We start from the raw sequence: 15,693 nt of genomic DNA, 5'->3' as shown, positions 1-15,693 counted from the left end.
GGCCAATGGCCGGCGCATAGAGGCTGGAGATCGAGCCGTCGAGGAAGAGCGCGTTGGGACAGCCGAGTTCGTCGCGGAACAGGCGCGCGAATTCGTGGAAAGTCACCACGTCGTTCGAGATGGCGAAGACGACGACGCCGTCGCCACGCACGCCGACGCCGTCGCGGATTTTTCGCGAAGGGCTGTCGGCCTGGAATTTCGGATGCAGTTTTCCGTCGATCACCAGCATCGGCCCGGACTGGGTGGCATAGTCCACCTTCGGGGAACGCTTCAGATAATCCTTCGTCGCGCGAACGCCGGCCTTGCCGTCGCTAAGATAGAAGACGCCGTTGGGCTGCATCGAGAAATTGCCGGAGCCGGCCCCGGTCTTCGCCGACGCGATCTGCTGCCCTCGCTCGACATAGAGACCGACCGGCGCGAGATTGGGATGGTACATGCCGGCATTGATGCCGAAGAGCATGGTGCGTCCGGCCGCCTGCTGGGCGCTTCGAAGATTGTGCAGCGACTGGTAGAGCTTGCCGTCGGGATCCTTCCAGAACAGCTCGATCGAGTAATGCTTCGGGTCCGTCTCGCAGACGAGATAGGTCGCGGTCTCGAAGGTGTGATTGCGGCATGGCGGCAGCGCTGCGACCCATTGGCTGAGCCCCAGGCCCGCACCGACCACTGCCGGCACCGCCGATTTCACCAGCGCTGCCAGCAAAGGCAGCGATTGGAGCAGGGTTGCAATGTCCATAGGCGCACCCGAAACAAGGTTCAGGTGCCGGTATAGCGGATTCGGCGAAAGCCTCTAGCTCAGCCAGCCGACGGCGACGCCGATCAGCAGCACGACGCCGAGCAGGCCGCGATAGATGACGAAGGGCCAGGCGGAAAAGCGCTCGAGCACGCGCATCAGTCCCCATATGGCGAAGAAGGCGGAAATCGAAGCGACGACGAGGCCGACCGCCAGGACCGACCAGCCATAAGCGCCGAGGTGAATCTTGTGCAGTTCCCAAAGCTCCTTCAGGCCTGCCAACGCGATGGCCGGCAGGCCGAGCAGGAAGGAAAGCCGCGCCGCCTCCGGGCGGGCATAGCCAAGACCCAGCGCCGCCGTCAGCGTCGATCCCGAGCGCGACACGCCGGGAATGAGCGCGCCGACCTGGGCCACGCCGACGAGCAAGGCGTCGAGCACGGACACCTTGTCCAGGGTCAGCCTGTGGCGGGCATAGATTTCCGACAGCGCAAGCAGCACGGCCATGGCGATGCAGGCCCAGCCGATCACGGCCAGCCCGCGCAACGGCGAGTTGCAGGCATTGAGCACGCTGGATAGCGCGAGGCCGGCGATGACGATCGGAACGGTGGCAAGCACGATGCCGATCGCCAGGCGGAAATAGCGGTTGGCATAGTCGCGGCGCGTGAGCGCCGCCAGCGACCCCACCGCGACTTCCCTGACGTCGCTCCAGAAATAGCTGATCACCGCGGCAAGGGCCGCGAGTTGCATAGCCGCAGAAAAGGCCGAGCCCGGGTCCTGCCAGCCAAGCACGGCGGGCACGACGCGCATATGCGCCGTCGAAGAGATCGGCAGCAGTTCGGTGATGCCTTGCACGATGCCGAGAAACGCCACCTTGGCGTAGCCCAGGCTGACAAAGCCGGTGTCCAATCCCTGCGTGCAGACGTCCGTCATCCCTGTCCTTTCCCCGGCGAAAAATGAATTGTTATGCGCAAAGCCCCTCAAGGGCAGGCTTAGCCTCATGGTACGGCGAAGCCAATTCACGGATTTGTAAGGTGCCGCTTATCCTGCTTGACAACAGGCGCTTCCATATTATCATGCGCTAATCTTACACTGTAAGGCAGATCGGAGGAGGACTAGCATGTCGACTGCCGCCCTCTCGGAACTGCAGCCGGTCGTCCCGCCGGTGTCGCACCATCCGGAAATCGGGATCGAGGAGGTCTCGCGTGATTTGAGCCGCGCCATCGAGCGCGCAGAGGTCAATGCCTGGCTCGATCTCTACGATGCCGCGCCCACGGAATTCGCCGCGCGGCACGGCTTGTCGCTCGCCCGCGACGGCGACCTCGTCTGGACCACCTGCACGACGATCCCGTTCATCCATTTCAACTGCGTGAAGAACATCGGCGTCGACGGCCCGGCCACGGAAGATCAGCTCGATTCGCTGCTGGCGCATTACCGCGCTGCCGGCATCTTGCGGCCGTGGTTCTGCACAAGCCCGCACACCGAGCCTTCCCGGCTGCGCTGCTGGCTGGAAGCGCGCGGGCTCCAGCATCAGAGCGGCTGGGAACGAATTTTTCGCGACGCAACGCCGCTGCCTGCCGAGCCGCTGTTCCCGGCAGACGATCTGTCGGTCGAAGAGGTTACGTCCAAGACCGCTCCCGAATGGGCCTCCTTCATCGATGCGAAGTACAGGCTGCCCACCTCGCCCTGGCTCATGGCGCTGGTCGGCCGCGAGGGTTGGCGTCACTACATGCTGAAACGCGATGGCGCCGTGGCTGCCGTGCGTTCAATGTTCATCTCGGATGGCGCCGCCTGGAGCGGGATCGACGCCCCGGTGCCTGGCATCATGGAGCCGAGCTTCGACCTCGACGCCATGCTTGGCGAAAGGCTGGTCCGCGACGGCATAGCCGCCGGCGCAAGACTGTTCGTCGCCGACATCGAGGCGCCGCGCCCCGAACGCGACGGTCCGGCCTACCGCAACTACGCCCGGCTCGGCTACAAAATCGCCTATCTCCGCAGTCATTACAGCTATTTGCCGGCGTATTCGAGCTGATCGGAAAGATCTAAAGCGCGTCAGTTCGGCGCCACGCGCTTTAGCGGTACAGCCATTGCTTCAGGCAGCTTCTGGCCACGATATGCGCCGGCGGCAGCACCGGCTGGTCGAAGCGGGAATCGTCGGCAGCCCTGTCGCGAGCCTTTTCCAAGAGCAGGCGAAGCTCGGCCGGGCGCACGCGGTCTCGCTCCATCACGAGTTGGATCATCGGGTCGTTCAAAAGCTCGTCCAGGGGGTTGCTGCTCTCGCTCATCCGTCGCCTCCTCGATGCCTTCCCGCGTGGCGCTTTAGATAGGCAGCCAATGATGGCCCGCCAATGACGCTTTGCCGGCTATCTCGTGAATCGAAGATGAAATTTTTGTGCAGGCATTCTTCCTTCTCCCATTGTTGTGGGAGAACGGAAAACTCTATGCCGGCGGTGCCCCCTCATATTGCGGCAGGCCGTCATCCAGCCGCACCCAAGGCTGCTTCGAAGCGGTCCAGAAATGCATGTCGGGCTTGAACGCGGACGGATCGTCGAGCGAGCCGGATGTGACGCCGAGAATGCCCCTGGAGTCACGTCGCGAAAAGATCGTCGTGCCGCAAGCCGGGCAGAAGCCACGCTTGAGGTCCGGCGAGGAATTGACCGTCGCCACCGGCCCCTCGATCGTGACATCATCGATGCGAAACAGGAGCCGCGCATTGAAGGCGGCGCCGATCGCCTTCTGGCACAGCCGGCAATGGCAGACGCGCTCGTTGATTGGTTCGGCCTCGGCGCGATAGCGCACTGCGCCGCACAGGCATCCGCCCTGGTATTTCGCCATTTCCAAGTACCCGATTGACAGGAAGGCCGGCACGGTAGCGGCGAACATCGCAGCGTCAATTAAAAAGCATTGATAGGACGCGATCGCTCACGGTGATGCACGGGCCGACACGGCAACCGATAGGGAATGGCGTCAGTGGCGGCGCGCCTGGACGAGATAGGCGTCGATCTCGGTTTCGCCGAGCCATTTGGCGGCTTCCAGCCGGTGCAGCCCCTCGATCAGGACATGGCGCTTGCCGTCGTGGCGCACCTGGATCGGGGTCTTCATGCCGTTCTCGAGGATATCCTCGGCAAGATGGCGCACCGTCTCCGGATGCAGCGTCTTGCGCCTCGCCATCGGCACATAGATGTCGTCGACCTTGACCCTTTGCACGCGCAGCATCTTGGCTCCCGGCGTTCAAACATCGCCTGAAGATCAAATAAGCCGTTTGCCGGATAAGGCCAAGCGCCTGCTGGCCCGATCGTTTCCATTTGACGCTTGGCCGTCCTACGGTCTCAATGGCGACCTCTTGGTTTCGGTTTTTCCATGACGCAACGGCCCGCCGACTTTCCCGATTTCGGACTGACGCCCGAGCAGCGCCGGGAGGCGGTGCGCGGGCATTATTACGAGTGGCCCGGCATGGATGGCTCGAGCGGCGAGATCTGGTGCTACAGCGACCGCTTTTCCTATCGTCCGGGCGAGACGGTGACGATTTTCGTCAGCTCGACGGCCCCGCAATTCAGGATTGTCATCGTCCGCGACGGCGGCGATGAAACCAAGGTCTTCGATGGGTCGGGACTGTCGGCGCGCTGGCAGGAAACGCCCGAGCAATGTTCGGTCGACGGCTGCGGCTGGGAAGCCTCGTTCGAATTCCGCATCGGCGATGACTGGCCGTCGGGAGCTTACCGTGTCAGGCTTTCGGCTGAAGGGCCGGACGGCACGCCGATCGAGAGCCACCACCTCTTCATAGTCGCGCCCCTGCCCGGCCGCAAGCCTGGTCGCCTGCTGCAGATCGCCGCGACCGTCACCTGGCTCGCCTATAACACCTGGGGCGGCTCCAACCACTATCAGGGCATCACCGGCCCGAACCGCGACCGATATGCCACGATGGTCTCCACGCAGCGCCCTTGGTGCCGCGGCTTCGTCGTGCTGCCCAAGGATGCACCGCGCGTGCCCCTGGAAGTCGCTGTGCCGCCGAAGACCGTGCCGCGTTATCCGCATATGGAATGGGCCTTTGCCACGGGACATTCGAAGAAATACGCGTCTTCCGGCTGGGCAAGCTACGACAGCCATTTCTTCCGCTTTGCCGAACGCGCCGGATATCAGGTCGACCTCGCCAGCCAGCACGAGCTGCACTTCTCGCCGGAAATCCTCGACGGCTATGATTGCGTCGTCTTCGTCGGCCACGACGAATACTGGACCTGGGAGATGCGCGACGCGGTGGACGCTTATGTCGAGCGCGGTGGCCACGCGGCGCGCTTCGCCGGCAATTTCATGTGGCAGACCAGGCTGGAGGACGAGGGCCGACGCCAGGTTTGCTACAAATACCGGGCGCGGGCCGAAGACCCGGCCTATCGCGGCGGCGACATCACCCGCGCCACCAATTCCTGGGAAGCGCCGGAGATCGGCCGTCCGGGCAGCGCTACCTTCGGCCTCAACGCGACGCGTGGCGTCTATGCCGGCTGGGGCGGCTGCGTGCCGCGCGGTGTGCGCGGCTTCCCGGTCTACCGCCCCGAGCACTGGGCCTTCGCCGGCACCGGCATCTATTATGGCGACCTGCTTGGCGCCGATAGCCATGTCTATGGCTATGAGGTCGACGGGCTCGATTTCGAAATACGCGGCGGCCTGCCGTACCCGACTGAAGAGAGCGGCGCGCCGGACGGCTTGCAGGTGCTGGCCGTCGGCCTAGCGAGTCAGGTCGAGGAAAGCGCCGACATTCCGATCGAAGACCAGTTCCTCACCGACGAGGACGGCCGCTTCACCGCCGAGACTTTGTTCGGCGAGGCCAGCGACGCCAATCTCGATAAGGTCAAGCGCGGCAACGGCATGATCGTCAATTTCCCGCGCGGCAAGGGCGAAGTCTTCCACGCCGGAAGCTGCGAATGGGTCGCCGGCCTGCTAAGGCAGGACGCGATGGTCGAACGCGTCACCAAGAATGTTCTCGACCGCTATCTCGGAAAGTCCTGACATGCCGACACCGGAAGTGCAGCCCTCGCCTGAAGCCGAAGCGCGGCCGCCGTCGCATTTGTTCTATCTCTCCAGCCTGCGCCGGCCACTCGTCGACCGCGCCGAGGGCATCTATTTCTGGACCAAGGACGGCCGCCGCTTCATCGACGGTTCCAGCGGACCGATGGTCGCCAATATCGGCCATTCCAACCGCAACGTGCTCGACGCCATGAAGCGGCAGATGGACAAGACCACCTTCGCCTATCGGCTTCATTTCGAGAACGAACCGGCGGAAGAACTGGCGCGGGCACTGGCTCACAAGCTGCTCGAAGGCATGGACCGCATCTTCTTCGTCTCGGGCGGCTCGGAAGCGACCGAATCCTGCATCAAACTCGCCCGGCAATGGGCGGTCGCCACCGGGCAGCCGAAGCGCTGGAAGGTGATCACCCGCTTCCCGTCCTATCACGGTGGCACGCTGGGTTCGCTCGCCATCACCGGCGACGACGCGCTTGCCGAGACTTTTACGCCGTTGATGCGGGTGATGCCGACGGTGCCGGCGCCGGCTGCCTGGCGCGATCGCGACAACCTCTCGATGGAGCAGCGCGGCATCCGTTATGCCGACATGCTCGAAGACAAGATACAGGCCGAGGGCCCGGAAAGCGTGCTCGCCTTCATCATGGAGCCCGTCGGCGGCGCGGCAACGGCAGCCCTTGTCGCGCCCGACAGCTACTATGCGCGCATCCGCGAGATATGCGACCGCTACGGCATCCTGCTCATCCATGACGAGGTGATGAGCGGTGCCGGCCGCACCGGTAAATTTTTGGGCGGCGACCATTGGAACTGCAAGCCGGACATCGTCGCGCTGTCAAAAGGGCTGGGCTCCGGCTATGCGCCGCTCGGCGCGCTGGCGGCTCCCATGCGGCTCGTCGAGCCGCTGCTCGCCTCGGGCGGCTTCCAGCACGGCCACACCTACGCCGGCAATCCGCTTGCCTGTGCGGCCGGCCTTGCGGTGCTGAGCGAAATGGACCGGCTCGATCTCATCGCCAACGCCGCGACCATGGGCGATGTGCTGATCGCAGAGTTGAAGGCGTTGCAGAAGCGTTTCCCTTTCATCGCCGACGTGCGCGGCAAGGGCTTGCTGCTCGGCGCCGAGATGGTCGCCGATCCGGAGGCGCTGACGCCGATCGCGCCGGCGAAAAAGGCAACGCAGCGCCTGCTCGACCACGCCTATGCGCGCGGCCTGATCATCTATGGCCGCAAGGTCAAGGGGGGCGTCGACGGCGACAATTTCATGGTGGCGCCGCCGATGATCATCACGCGCGAGCAGATCGGCGAGATGATCGCAATCATCGGCGACTCGCTCGAGGCGCTGGCGGAAGAACTCGACCTGCCGGTGGCAGGCTGAGGGTGAAATGGCGCTTTGAGACGTCCTGAGATGTTCGCGATCCTTCGCACCCGCCTCTGGCCTGCCGGCCATCTCCCCCGCAAGGGGAGAGATCCGATGTCCCTGTCGCTTTCGCCAATCGCCGACGTTGCAGGAACCGCGCCGTCGGTGCACCTGCTGATCTCCCCCGTTGCGGGGGAGATGTCCGGCGGGACAGAGGGGGGTGCCCGGGCGCCATACTTGTCGTGAGCACAATTATCCTCCGCCCCGGCCAAATCGAGGATGCCGAAACCATCCATGCCGCCTTGCTGCGCCTCGGTACCCACATCGGCGCGCATCAAGAGATCACCTCGACACCGGATGACCTCCGCCGCTACGGCTTCGGCGCAAAGCCCGCCTTTTCGACCTTGATCGCCGAGGTCGACGGCGAGTTTGCCGGGCTCTGCCTGCACTTTCCGATCTTTTCGACCTGGATGGGCCGGCCCGGGGTCTTTGTGCAGGACCTCTATGTCGAGGACCGCTTTCGCGGCCGCCGCATCGGTGAGAAGCTGTTGCGGCGCGTGGCCAAGGACTGTCGCGCTGCAGGCGGCGTCTATCTCAGGCTCTCCGTCGACACCGATAACGAAACCGCCAAGACCTTCTATGAAAAGCTCGGTATCGGCCGGTCGAGCTACGAGCAGGTGCACAAGATTGTCGGCGAGGCCTTTTTTGCCTTTGCCGACGCGCCGGAGGACGAACGATGAAAGCCTTCTATGCCGAGGAACAGAAGCACCATGACCCTAGGGCCTTCCTTTCCAGCGGCGCGCCGCAGCCCAATCCGGAAAAGCCGGAACGGGTCGAGAGATTGCTAGCCGGCGCAAGATCGGCCGGTGTGACGATCGAGCGGCCGAAGGACCATGGCCTTGGGCCGATCGCCGCCGTGCATACGCCCGAATATCTCGACTTTCTCGAGCACATCTTCGCGCGCTGGCAACGCATCGAAGGCGCCTCGGCGGAGGTCATCCCGAACATCCATCCAATCGGCCGCGGCGGCTCCTACCCGGCCTCGGCGGTCGGCCAGGCCGGCTATCATATGGCCGACACCGCCTGCCCGATCTCGGTAGAGACCTGGAACAGTGCGCTCTGGAGCGCCTGGAGCGCAGTGGAAGCCGCCGAAGCCGTGATGGCCGGCGCGACGGCGGCTTACGCGCTCTGCCGCCCGCCTGGCCATCACGCCTTTGCCGACGTGGCGGGCGGCTTCTGCTTCATCAACAATTCGGCGGTCGCCGCGCAGGTGCTGAGAAAGGACGCGGGACGCGTCGCCATACTCGATGTCGACCTGCATCACGGCAACGGCACGCAGGGAATCTTTTACGCCCGGCCGGATGTTCTGACCGTCTCGCTGCATGCCGATCCGGTGCGCTTCTACCCCTTCTTCTGGGGCCATGCCGACGAGCGCGGCGAAGGGGCGGGCCTCGGCTACAACCTCAACCTGCCGCTGCCGCGCAAATCCGGCGACGCGGCCTTTCTGGAAGGGCTGAAAACAGCCTTCCGGCGCATCCGTGCCTTCGCGCCGGAAGCGCTGGTTGTCGCGCTCGGCCTCGACGCATTCGAAGGCGACCCGTTCGGAGGCCTTTCGGTGACGACGCCCGGCTTCGCGCGCATCGGCGAGGCGATCGCCGGCCTTGGCCTGCCGACGGTCATCATCCAGGAGGGCGGCTACCTCTGCGATGCGCTCGGCGACAACCTCACCGCTTTCCTGACCGGCTTTGGCGGGAAGAAAGGATAGTTCAGGCGCGCTGCTGCCTCAGCATTGCAATGACGCGATGTACGCTTTCCAGCGTCTCGTCGATCTCTGCGGCCGTGTTGTAATGCGCGATGCCGATGCGCACGACGCCCTGCTCCGGCGGAATGCCGAGTTGGTGGACGATCTCCCATGCATAGTTGTGGCCGGACCACAGGAAGATGTTCTCGGCATTCATCTGTCGCACGATCGTTTCCGGCGCGATGCCCTCTACCGTGAAGGAAATTGTCGGCACGCGATCGCCGAAGCGTTCCGGGTCGGTAATGCCGCGGATAGTCAGCCCCTCGATGTCCGACAAGCCCTCGATCAACTGCCGGGCGAGCGCGTTCTCGTAAGCGATCGACACTTCGAAGGCTCTCGCTATCCGCTGCCGCCGCGAACCGCCCTCGCCGGCTGCGGCGCCGAGATCGGCGAAGTAGTCGACCGCTGCGGTCAACCCAGCCATCAGCTCGATCTGCGGCGTGCCGAGCTCGAATCTTTCCGGCAGGTGGTTGGACGAGCAGCGGCATTTGTAGGGTTTCAGCGCATCGATGACGTCGCGGCGGCCCCACAATATACCCATATGCGGCCCGAAGAATTTATAGGCCGAGCAGACCAGGAAATCGCAGCCCAGCGCCTGAACGTCGATCAGCCCGTGCGGCGCGAATTGCACCGCGTCGACATAGACCAGCGCCCCGGCCTGCTTGGCGAGTGCCGTCAGCTCGCTCACGCGGTTGATCGAGCCGGTGAGGTTCGAGGCATAGTTCAGCGCCACAAGCCGCGTCCTTTCCGAAAGCAGCGCCTTCAGCCGCGCTTCCTCGACCTGCCAGCTCTTGTCGTCGAAGGGCAGGAAACGCACGACAAGGCCGAGATCCTCTGCAAGCTGCAGCCAGGGCGAGACATTGCCCTCGTGGTCCATGCGGGTGAGGATGATCTCGTCGCCCGGCTTCATCGTCCGGCCGAGTGTGCGCGACATGTGGTAGGTCAGCGTCGTCATATTGGCGCCGATGATGATTTCCTCGACGCTTGCCGCACCGAGAAAATCGGCCATCGCCGCATGCGCATCATCGACCACCTGCTGCGCCGCGACCGTCGTTTCGAAGAAGCCGCCGAGGTTGGCGTTTGTCGTTAGCAGGCAGCGCGAGACCGCATCCGCCACCGCCTGCGGCACCTGGGTTCCGGCGGGATTGTCGAGATAGATGCGACGGCGGCCCTTGTCGGTCAGCGAAAGTGCTGGAAACCGTCCGCGCACGAGCTCGATCGGAAAATCTGCCATCGCCTCCATCCCTTCGTCCTTCTCAATGATTTCCAGTCACGGGCAAGGGTTGCCGACGCGCTGGTGGATGGCATCGACCGCCTTCTGCATCTCCTCCGTCCAGCGGACCTCGACCGAAGACAGCGCCATGTCGAGCTGCGCGACGCTGGTGGCGCCGACGATATTCGCGGTCACAAAAGGCCGGCTCGTCACATAGGCGTTGGCGAAGAGCGCCGGCTCCATGCCGAAAGAGCGCGCCAGCTCGCTGTATTGGAGCAGCACTTCCGCCGCATTCGGCGTCTCGTAGCGCTGGCCGCGATTGAAGAGCTGCGTGCGAGAGCCTTGCGGCCGCGCGCCGTGATCATATTTGCCGGTGAGGTAGCCCTGCGCCAGCGGAGAATAAGGTAGAAACGCGATCTCTTCGCGTTGGCAGACTTCGGCCAGGTTCACCTCGAAGGTGCGGTTGACGAGATTGTAGGCGTTCTGCAGCGAGGCGACGCGCGGGCCGACGCCCTTGTCGGACTCGGCCAGGAAACGCATGACGCCCCACGAGCTTTCGTTCGACAGGCCTAAATGGCGGATTTTTCCCGCCTTCACCAGTTCCTCGAAGACAGCTAGCGTCTCGGCGATCGGCGTCTCGTCCGCCGGCGCTCCGACAGCATCGGCCCGCCGCGCTACCGCCCCGACCCGCGTCGGGTTCGAACCCCAGGGAATGTCCCGGTCCGGCCAATGAATCTGGTAGAGATCGATGTAATCGGTGCGGAGCTTGGCGAGCGACTTCTCGACCGCATCGAAAATGTCGGCGCGCACAAGCTTCGATGGCCGGCCGCCGCGAAACCAGGCGTTGGCCGTGCGGCCGACCACTTTCGAGGCGATGATGACCTTGTCGCGGTTGCCCCTGGTCTTCATCCAACTGCCGATGATCCTCTCGGTCCACCCTTGCGTCTCGGCTTTGGGCGGGATCGGGTAAAGCTCGGCGGTGTCGATGAAATTCACGCCGCGCGAGAAGGCCAGATCCATCTGGGCATGGCCTTCGGCCTCTGTGTTCTGCTGGCCCCAGGTCATCGAACCGAGGCAGATTTGCGAAACAAGGAGGTCTGTCCGACCGAGGCGGCGTTTTTGCATGAAATGTCTCCGGCGGGAGGTGGCGCGCGGCTGCGCGGGGAGGAATTCAAGCATAAGGCATAGGCCGGATTTTCTCCAAGCCGGTCCTGGCGACTTTTGCGTGAATTCGGAAACCGGTTAGCGTCGTGCCGCGGCCAGCGCGCGCCGCTTGGCCTCGTCGATCAGCATGTTGGCCACTTGCATGCGGATCATGGCGCGCTGACGCAGATGCGGGGCGACACGGTCCGGATGGTTGGCGAAGGCGAAGTTGCGTCGAATGCGCCCGAAATCGGTATCCTTCGCAGGGCGATCGAGGCCGAGCTCGCCGGCAATCGATTCAGGGTCGATCGGCGCCAGCTCTTCCTCAGGGCGATGCTCTTCCTCAGCGAGAGCCAGCTTGGCCTGGTCGAGAAGCGCGGCGAACTCGGCGGCAAGGTCGGCGCCCGCTTCGCGGTACTCGGCGGCGACGCTTTCGCCGGCGACCTTGATGCGGCCGGAGTGAAGCTCGTCCGCCACCGACAGATAGTCGAATGGAATCGAGGGCCGGGCGCCCCCGTCTTCGCCCTTCTCGGAAGCGATGATGAGGTCGTCGAGCAACGAAGCGAAATCCAGCTTGTTCCCGGTCCCGATCTCAGCCTCCTCCTGTCGCAACGGCGTTCATTGTTGCCGTCGACCATAGATCGCTGTCGTTAAAAATGAATGCCGACGACATTAACGATTGTGTTGCAGCCGCAGACGCCGGCCGGAAAGATCAAAGCCGCGCTGCATTTGATACCGACCGGCAGGTCGCCAGAGTGGCGAGGAAAAAGCCCACCCGCCAGGACCGTGCCGTACGGTCGAGTTTCCGCAAAAGTTTCAGAAGAGAAGCGATTTTGGCGGAAAAAATTCACCAGGCATGGCTGCCATGCGCTTGCTGCACTGCACAATTGTAACAAATCACCTATACTCTCGGCGTGTGGAGGACAAACAAGGGGCTGGAATATGGGGTTCTTCACCGAAATGTTCGCGCGGCCGCGGCCGCAGGAACAACAGCGTTACCGATCGGCGCTCGCGCTGCTGAACGCGATGAGCAACGCCGACCGCGCCGATATCGGCATCAAGCCGGCCGACTTTCCGCGTATCGCCCGCGAGATGTCGATACGCTGATTCAACGATGAAAAGAGGGTTCTCGGCCGCGCCGGGAAACCTCTCCGTGTTCAGCGTCCCAGGAAAATCGACTTGCCCAGTGGCACGCCATTGTGCCGCAGGATGTCGTATGCCGTGGTGATGTGGAAGTAGAAGTTCGGCATGGCTGCGTCGAGCAGATATTGCAGTCCGGCCATCGAGACCTCGCGTCCGGCAAGCCTCAATTCGATCGTCCGCTCCTCCGACCCGTCCAGATCGGCGGCCGAGAATGTCGCCAGATGATCGAGCGTCTTGGCGATTCGGGCGTGCAGCTCTGTGAAACTGGACTCGTTGTCCTCGTATTTCGGCACTTCGCGGCCGGCGAGCCGCGAGGGCGCGCCCTTGGCATGATCGGTGGCGATCTGCACCTGCCGGGTCAGCGCGAGCATGTCGGGCGCCAGCCTCGCGGTCAGAAACACCTGCGGGTCGATCTTGCGGTCGGCGGCGTTCTGTTCGGCCAGTGACAGCACGCTGGCCAGCGCCTTCAGCCGGGCCGAAAAGACGGCCACCGAAATATCGTACATGGATATGGTCACGTGAGTTATCTCCCCAGGCGGCGTCAGCGCCGCGGGCCGTGAGCTAGCGCTTCCCGGCTCGATTCTTCAAGCAGCCCTGCGCCCCCGTCACCGCCTCGCCGCAATCGCGGTGGTAGTATTTTCGTTATCGAGCGGAGATTCCCGATGAGACCTGCCATTATCGCAGCGACTGCCTTGTTCTCCCTTGCGGGCATCGGCCGGTCGGCGCTTGCAGCCGAAGCCCCTTATATCGACGACCGGTCCAGTGCCGAGGCTGTTGTCCGTTCGCTCTACAGCGCGATCAACCGGCATGAATTCGCCCGCGCCTGGGGTTATTTCGGCGACACCAAGCCGGCAAGAGATTTCGACGCCTTCGTTAAAGGCTACGACAGCACCGACACGGTCGAGGTCAAGACCGGCGCGGTATCGGACGAAGGTGCTGCCGGCAGCATCTACTACAGCGTCCCTGTCGCCATCCAGGCCACCGACAAGAAGGGCGAAGCCAAGATCTTTGCCGGCTGCTACACGATTCGCCAGGTCAACGCGCAGATCCAGGAACCGCCGTTCCAGCCGATCTTTATCGACAAGGGCGCCCTGAAGCCGTCGGCTTCGGATTTCCAGGATGCCGTGCCGACAAGCTGCGGCGACGGCCCGCCGCCGCCCAAGAAGGACGAGGCGCTGGAACAGGCCAGGAAGGCGTTCCTCGCCGCCTATGGCGAGCAGTGCGACAAGGAGAACCCGGAAGGCAAGCCGGCCGGCGAGCCGGACGCCTACTCGATCCATTACAAGGACAAGGACGCCGGAGCCGACGAGCCGGAGCGCGAGACGCGGCTCTTCCGCTTCTTCTGCTCGATGGCCGCCTACAATGAAAGCGCGGTCTATTACATCTATGACGATGTATCCGGCGTCCGGCAGTTGCAGTTCGCCGCGCCGGAACTCGACATCCGTTACGAGAACAACAACAGCGAAGGCAAGGTCGAGGGCATCCACATCATCGGCTTCCAGACCGACGACCAACTGGTCAATTCCGAATATGACGACAAGACCAAGACGATCACCTCGATGAACAAATGGCGCGGCGTTGGCGACGCTTCATCGACCGGCACCTATCTGTTCCGCCACGGCAATTTCTCGTTGGTGCAGTATGATGTCGATGCATCTTACGACGGCGAGATCAATCCCGAGACCGTCCTGGACTACAACACGCCGCCTTGATCAGGGCGCTTTCGTCAGCATCCAGTTCAGTGTGCCGCGCCAATCGACCATGCGGATCGGCGTCCCATGCGTGCCGGTCTCGAACCGCACGAAGCGGGTCGGATAGGTCTTCGATTTGGCGAGGATCGAGCGGAAGAAGGCTTCCTGCTTCTCAACCTGGAAAACCACGTCACGGCTGCCCTGGCCGAAGAACACCGGCACGCGGCGCTTGAACGCCGGGCTGGTCAAGAAGCTTTCGTCCCAGAGCGAGCCGAGCAGCAGGAGCCCACTGACGCGGGCGCCAATATCCTTGCGGTCGGCCAGCTTCCAGCAGAGAATGCCGCCCATCGAGCCGCAGGCGACGAAGATTTTCGCGCCGGGCGATGTCTCTGCATAGTGGTCGATCAAAGCCGCGACTTGGGCGGCGCCCTTGTCGCCGAAATCGGGAAAGTCCGGCGAAAGATAAAGACCGCCATTTTCGGCCATCAGATTCTTCAGGCGGTTGAAATTGCCGCCAAAGGTGAAGTCGTCGACGCCCTGCTTGCGGCTGCCGCCCTGCCCGTGCAGGTAAAGGACGATGATGGCGGCACCTTGCGTCTTGCCGACTGCGACATGCCGGACATCGCCGACATCGGTCTTCAGCATCAAGTCCTGCTGCATCTTGCGCACGCCGGGGTCGATATATTGGGCATGCACACGCCTTTCAGGCACCTCGTCGCGCTGATTGATGTCGCGCATCTCGCGATAGTCGAGCACCGTATAGGCACCGTTGTCGCCGCTCGACAGCGTCGCCGGGTAAGCGAAAAGCTCGTCCTTGAAGGGTTTCAGCGACAACGTCTGGCCCTCGGCGGCAGAGAGCGAAAAAGCTGTTGCGGCGAGCAAAGTGAGCAGAGTTCGGCAGCGCAAAGACATTCCGAAGCCATGCGAAATTCGGCTTCGGTTTGTCAATCCTGCAGCACGCCGCCCGCGCCTTCCAGCGCCTCGCGCGTATCGACGTCGATCGAAGCGCCCTGCCCGATTTCGACATCGATGACGTCGAGCCCTTCGGCCTCGACCAGATGGCGCGCGCCAGTATCGCCTTCGAGCTGCGCGACGGCGGCAAACAGCGACCGCGGCAGCAGCACCGGGTTGCCGCGTTTGCCGTGATGCGCCGCGCGCACCGCCGCGTGGCCCCCGGATCGGCGGAACGCATCGATCAGCCTATCGAGATCCTTAGACGAGATACCAGGCATGTCGCCGAGCACGATCATGGCGCCGGCCGCGTCGGGCGCGACCCGCGCGATGCCCGCCTTAAGCGACGAGGCCAACCCGTCGGCGAAGTCCGGATTGTGGGCAAGCGTGATATCGAGACCTGAGAGCGCCGAGCGCACCCGCTCGCGCTGATGGCCGGTGACGACGATGGCGTTGGCCGCTTTCGATCCCAGCGCCCGCTCGGCGGTGCGCCGCACCAGCGGCTTGCCGTCGAACAGCGCCAGCAGTTTGTTCGGCCCGCCCATGCGGCTGGAGCGCCCGGCGGCGAGAAGCACGATGTCGACCCTCGGCTCCGCTTTTGCCGACCGCGACGGCAGCGGCTCGCGCGGCTGCGGCCTGGACGGGATTTCCATCAAC

At 63.7% G+C, this 15,693-nt stretch carries 18 protein-coding genes; 7 read left to right on the top strand and 11 right to left on the bottom strand.

Annotated elements, in window-relative coordinates:
• On the bottom strand, positions 1 to 733 hold a 733-nt coding region (locus EOA49_RS23945; protein ID WP_127243388.1), incomplete at its 3' end, for a phosphodiester glycosidase family protein.
• Between the two features lie 54 nt (positions 734 to 787).
• A complete protein-coding gene (locus EOA49_RS23940) occupies positions 788 to 1,660 on the bottom strand; it encodes an undecaprenyl-diphosphate phosphatase (RefSeq protein ID WP_066995237.1) in 873 nt (290 codons plus the stop codon).
• A 187-nt stretch (positions 1,661 to 1,847) separates the two neighbouring features.
• On the opposite strand from EOA49_RS23940, the gene EOA49_RS23935 reads away from it, so the two are divergent.
• Positions 1,848 to 2,759 carry a hypothetical protein gene (locus EOA49_RS23935; RefSeq protein WP_127217050.1) on the top strand — a complete coding sequence of 304 codons (912 nt, stop codon included), beginning with the start codon at positions 1,848 to 1,850 and terminating at the stop codon, positions 2,757 to 2,759.
• A 40-nt stretch (positions 2,760 to 2,799) separates the two neighbouring features.
• Here EOA49_RS23935 and EOA49_RS23930 read toward each other — a convergent pair whose 3' ends face one another.
• The 3 genes from EOA49_RS23930 to EOA49_RS23920 form a co-directional block, all read right to left on the bottom strand.
• Complete coding sequence (locus EOA49_RS23930; protein WP_067328366.1) at positions 2,800 to 3,012, bottom strand: hypothetical protein; 213 nt, start codon at positions 3,010 to 3,012, stop codon at positions 2,800 to 2,802.
• Positions 3,013 to 3,166: 154 nt separating this feature from the next.
• A complete protein-coding gene (locus EOA49_RS23925) occupies positions 3,167 to 3,562 on the bottom strand; it encodes a GFA family protein (RefSeq protein ID WP_095779642.1) in 396 nt (131 codons plus the stop codon).
• Positions 3,563 to 3,694: 132 nt separating this feature from the next.
• Positions 3,695 to 3,943 carry a ParB N-terminal domain-containing protein gene (locus EOA49_RS23920; RefSeq protein ID WP_095800826.1) on the bottom strand — a complete coding sequence of 83 codons (249 nt, stop codon included), beginning with the start codon at positions 3,941 to 3,943 and terminating at the stop codon, positions 3,695 to 3,697.
• A 144-nt stretch (positions 3,944 to 4,087) separates the two neighbouring features.
• On the opposite strand from EOA49_RS23920, the gene EOA49_RS23915 reads away from it, so the two are divergent.
• The 4 genes from EOA49_RS23915 (at position 4,088) to EOA49_RS23895 (ending at position 8,859) form a co-directional block, all read left to right on the top strand.
• The gene (locus tag EOA49_RS23915) at positions 4,088 to 5,728 is read left to right on the top strand and encodes a N,N-dimethylformamidase beta subunit family domain-containing protein (protein ID WP_127241008.1); all 1,641 of its coding nucleotides are present in this window, start codon (positions 4,088 to 4,090) and stop codon (positions 5,726 to 5,728) included.
• Between the two features lies 1 nt (position 5,729).
• Positions 5,730 to 7,112, top strand: coding sequence for an aspartate aminotransferase family protein (locus EOA49_RS23910; RefSeq protein ID WP_127243387.1), 1,383 nt, complete (start codon positions 5,730 to 5,732; stop codon positions 7,110 to 7,112).
• 224 nt (positions 7,113 to 7,336) lie between these two features.
• A complete protein-coding gene (locus tag EOA49_RS23900) occupies positions 7,337 to 7,834 on the top strand; it encodes a GNAT family N-acetyltransferase (RefSeq protein WP_164747071.1) in 498 nt (165 codons plus the stop codon).
• Positions 7,831 to 8,859: a histone deacetylase family protein gene (locus tag EOA49_RS23895; RefSeq protein WP_127242207.1), complete on the top strand. Its 1,029-nt coding sequence runs from the start codon at positions 7,831 to 7,833 to the stop codon at positions 8,857 to 8,859. The genes EOA49_RS23900 and EOA49_RS23895 overlap by 4 nt, the downstream gene beginning before the upstream one ends.
• Position 8,860: 1 nt before the next feature.
• Here the strand turns inward: EOA49_RS23895 and EOA49_RS23890 are convergent, their stop codons facing one another.
• The 3 genes from EOA49_RS23890 to EOA49_RS23880 all read right to left on the bottom strand — a co-directional run bounded on the left by EOA49_RS23890 (position 8,861) and on the right by EOA49_RS23880 (position 11,809).
• Positions 8,861 to 10,129 carry a cysteine desulfurase-like protein gene (locus EOA49_RS23890; RefSeq protein ID WP_127243386.1) on the bottom strand — a complete coding sequence of 423 codons (1,269 nt, stop codon included), beginning with the start codon at positions 10,127 to 10,129 and terminating at the stop codon, positions 8,861 to 8,863.
• 36 nt (positions 10,130 to 10,165) lie between these two features.
• Positions 10,166 to 11,233 carry an aldo/keto reductase gene (locus EOA49_RS23885; RefSeq protein WP_067328473.1) on the bottom strand — a complete coding sequence of 356 codons (1,068 nt, stop codon included), beginning with the start codon at positions 11,231 to 11,233 and terminating at the stop codon, positions 10,166 to 10,168.
• A 117-nt stretch (positions 11,234 to 11,350) separates the two neighbouring features.
• Positions 11,351 to 11,809: a hypothetical protein gene (locus tag EOA49_RS23880; protein ID WP_095779640.1), complete on the bottom strand. Its 459-nt coding sequence runs from the start codon at positions 11,807 to 11,809 to the stop codon at positions 11,351 to 11,353.
• Positions 11,810 to 12,193: 384 nt separating this feature from the next.
• Here EOA49_RS23880 and EOA49_RS23875 point away from each other — a divergent pair, with 384 nt between their 5' ends.
• A complete protein-coding gene (locus EOA49_RS23875) occupies positions 12,194 to 12,358 on the top strand; it encodes a DUF1127 domain-containing protein (RefSeq protein WP_082954041.1) in 165 nt (54 codons plus the stop codon).
• 50 nt (positions 12,359 to 12,408) lie between these two features.
• Here the strand turns inward: EOA49_RS23875 and EOA49_RS23870 are convergent, their stop codons facing one another.
• The gene (locus EOA49_RS23870) at positions 12,409 to 12,912 is read right to left on the bottom strand and encodes a DUF1993 family protein (protein ID WP_127241607.1); all 504 of its coding nucleotides are present in this window, start codon (positions 12,910 to 12,912) and stop codon (positions 12,409 to 12,411) included.
• A gap of 144 nt (positions 12,913 to 13,056) precedes the next feature.
• Between EOA49_RS23870 and EOA49_RS23865 the strand changes: the two genes are divergently transcribed.
• Entirely contained in the window at positions 13,057 to 14,106 is a 1,050-nt protein-coding gene (locus tag EOA49_RS23865) for a DUF1176 domain-containing protein (RefSeq protein ID WP_127241608.1), read from the top strand.
• Here EOA49_RS23865 and EOA49_RS23860 read toward each other — a convergent pair whose 3' ends face one another.
• Entirely contained in the window at positions 14,107 to 14,997 is an 891-nt protein-coding gene (locus EOA49_RS23860; RefSeq protein ID WP_127241609.1) for an alpha/beta fold hydrolase, read from the bottom strand.
• Positions 14,998 to 15,029: 32 nt separating this feature from the next.
• Positions 15,030 to 15,693: nucleotidyltransferase family protein (locus tag EOA49_RS23855; RefSeq protein WP_164749271.1), on the bottom strand; the 664-nt coding region annotated here is incomplete at its 5' end.

It is taken from the genome of Mesorhizobium sp. M1A.F.Ca.IN.020.04.1.1 (assembly GCF_003997315.1).
GTDB lineage: Bacteria > Pseudomonadota > Alphaproteobacteria > Rhizobiales > Rhizobiaceae > Mesorhizobium.
This window is presented reverse-complemented; position numbering and strand designations above follow the sequence as displayed.

Coding starts and splice junctions, on each gene's coding strand:
- EOA49_RS23940 (WP_066995237.1), bottom strand. CDS start 1,660: ATGACGGACGTCTGCACGCAGGGATTGGACACCGGCTTTGTCAGCCTG.
- EOA49_RS23935 (WP_127217050.1), top strand. CDS start 1,848: ATGTCGACTGCCGCCCTCTCGGAACTGCAGCCGGTCGTCCCGCCGGTG.
- EOA49_RS23930 (WP_067328366.1), bottom strand. CDS start 3,012: ATGAGCGAGAGCAGCAACCCCCTGGACGAGCTTTTGAACGACCCGATG.
- EOA49_RS23925 (WP_095779642.1), bottom strand. CDS start 3,562: ATGGCGAAATACCAGGGCGGATGCCTGTGCGGCGCAGTGCGCTATCGC.
- EOA49_RS23920 (WP_095800826.1), bottom strand. CDS start 3,943: ATGCTGCGCGTGCAAAGGGTCAAGGTCGACGACATCTATGTGCCGATG.
- EOA49_RS23915 (WP_127241008.1), top strand. CDS start 4,088: ATGACGCAACGGCCCGCCGACTTTCCCGATTTCGGACTGACGCCCGAG.
- EOA49_RS23910 (WP_127243387.1), top strand. CDS start 5,730: ATGCCGACACCGGAAGTGCAGCCCTCGCCTGAAGCCGAAGCGCGGCCG.
- EOA49_RS23895 (WP_127242207.1), top strand. CDS start 7,831: ATGAAAGCCTTCTATGCCGAGGAACAGAAGCACCATGACCCTAGGGCC.
- EOA49_RS23890 (WP_127243386.1), bottom strand. CDS start 10,129: ATGGCAGATTTTCCGATCGAGCTCGTGCGCGGACGGTTTCCAGCACTT.
- EOA49_RS23885 (WP_067328473.1), bottom strand. CDS start 11,233: ATGCAAAAACGCCGCCTCGGTCGGACAGACCTCCTTGTTTCGCAAATC.
- EOA49_RS23875 (WP_082954041.1), top strand. CDS start 12,194: ATGGGGTTCTTCACCGAAATGTTCGCGCGGCCGCGGCCGCAGGAACAA.
- EOA49_RS23865 (WP_127241608.1), top strand. CDS start 13,057: ATGAGACCTGCCATTATCGCAGCGACTGCCTTGTTCTCCCTTGCGGGC.
- EOA49_RS23860 (WP_127241609.1), bottom strand. CDS start 14,997: ATGTCTTTGCGCTGCCGAACTCTGCTCACTTTGCTCGCCGCAACAGCT.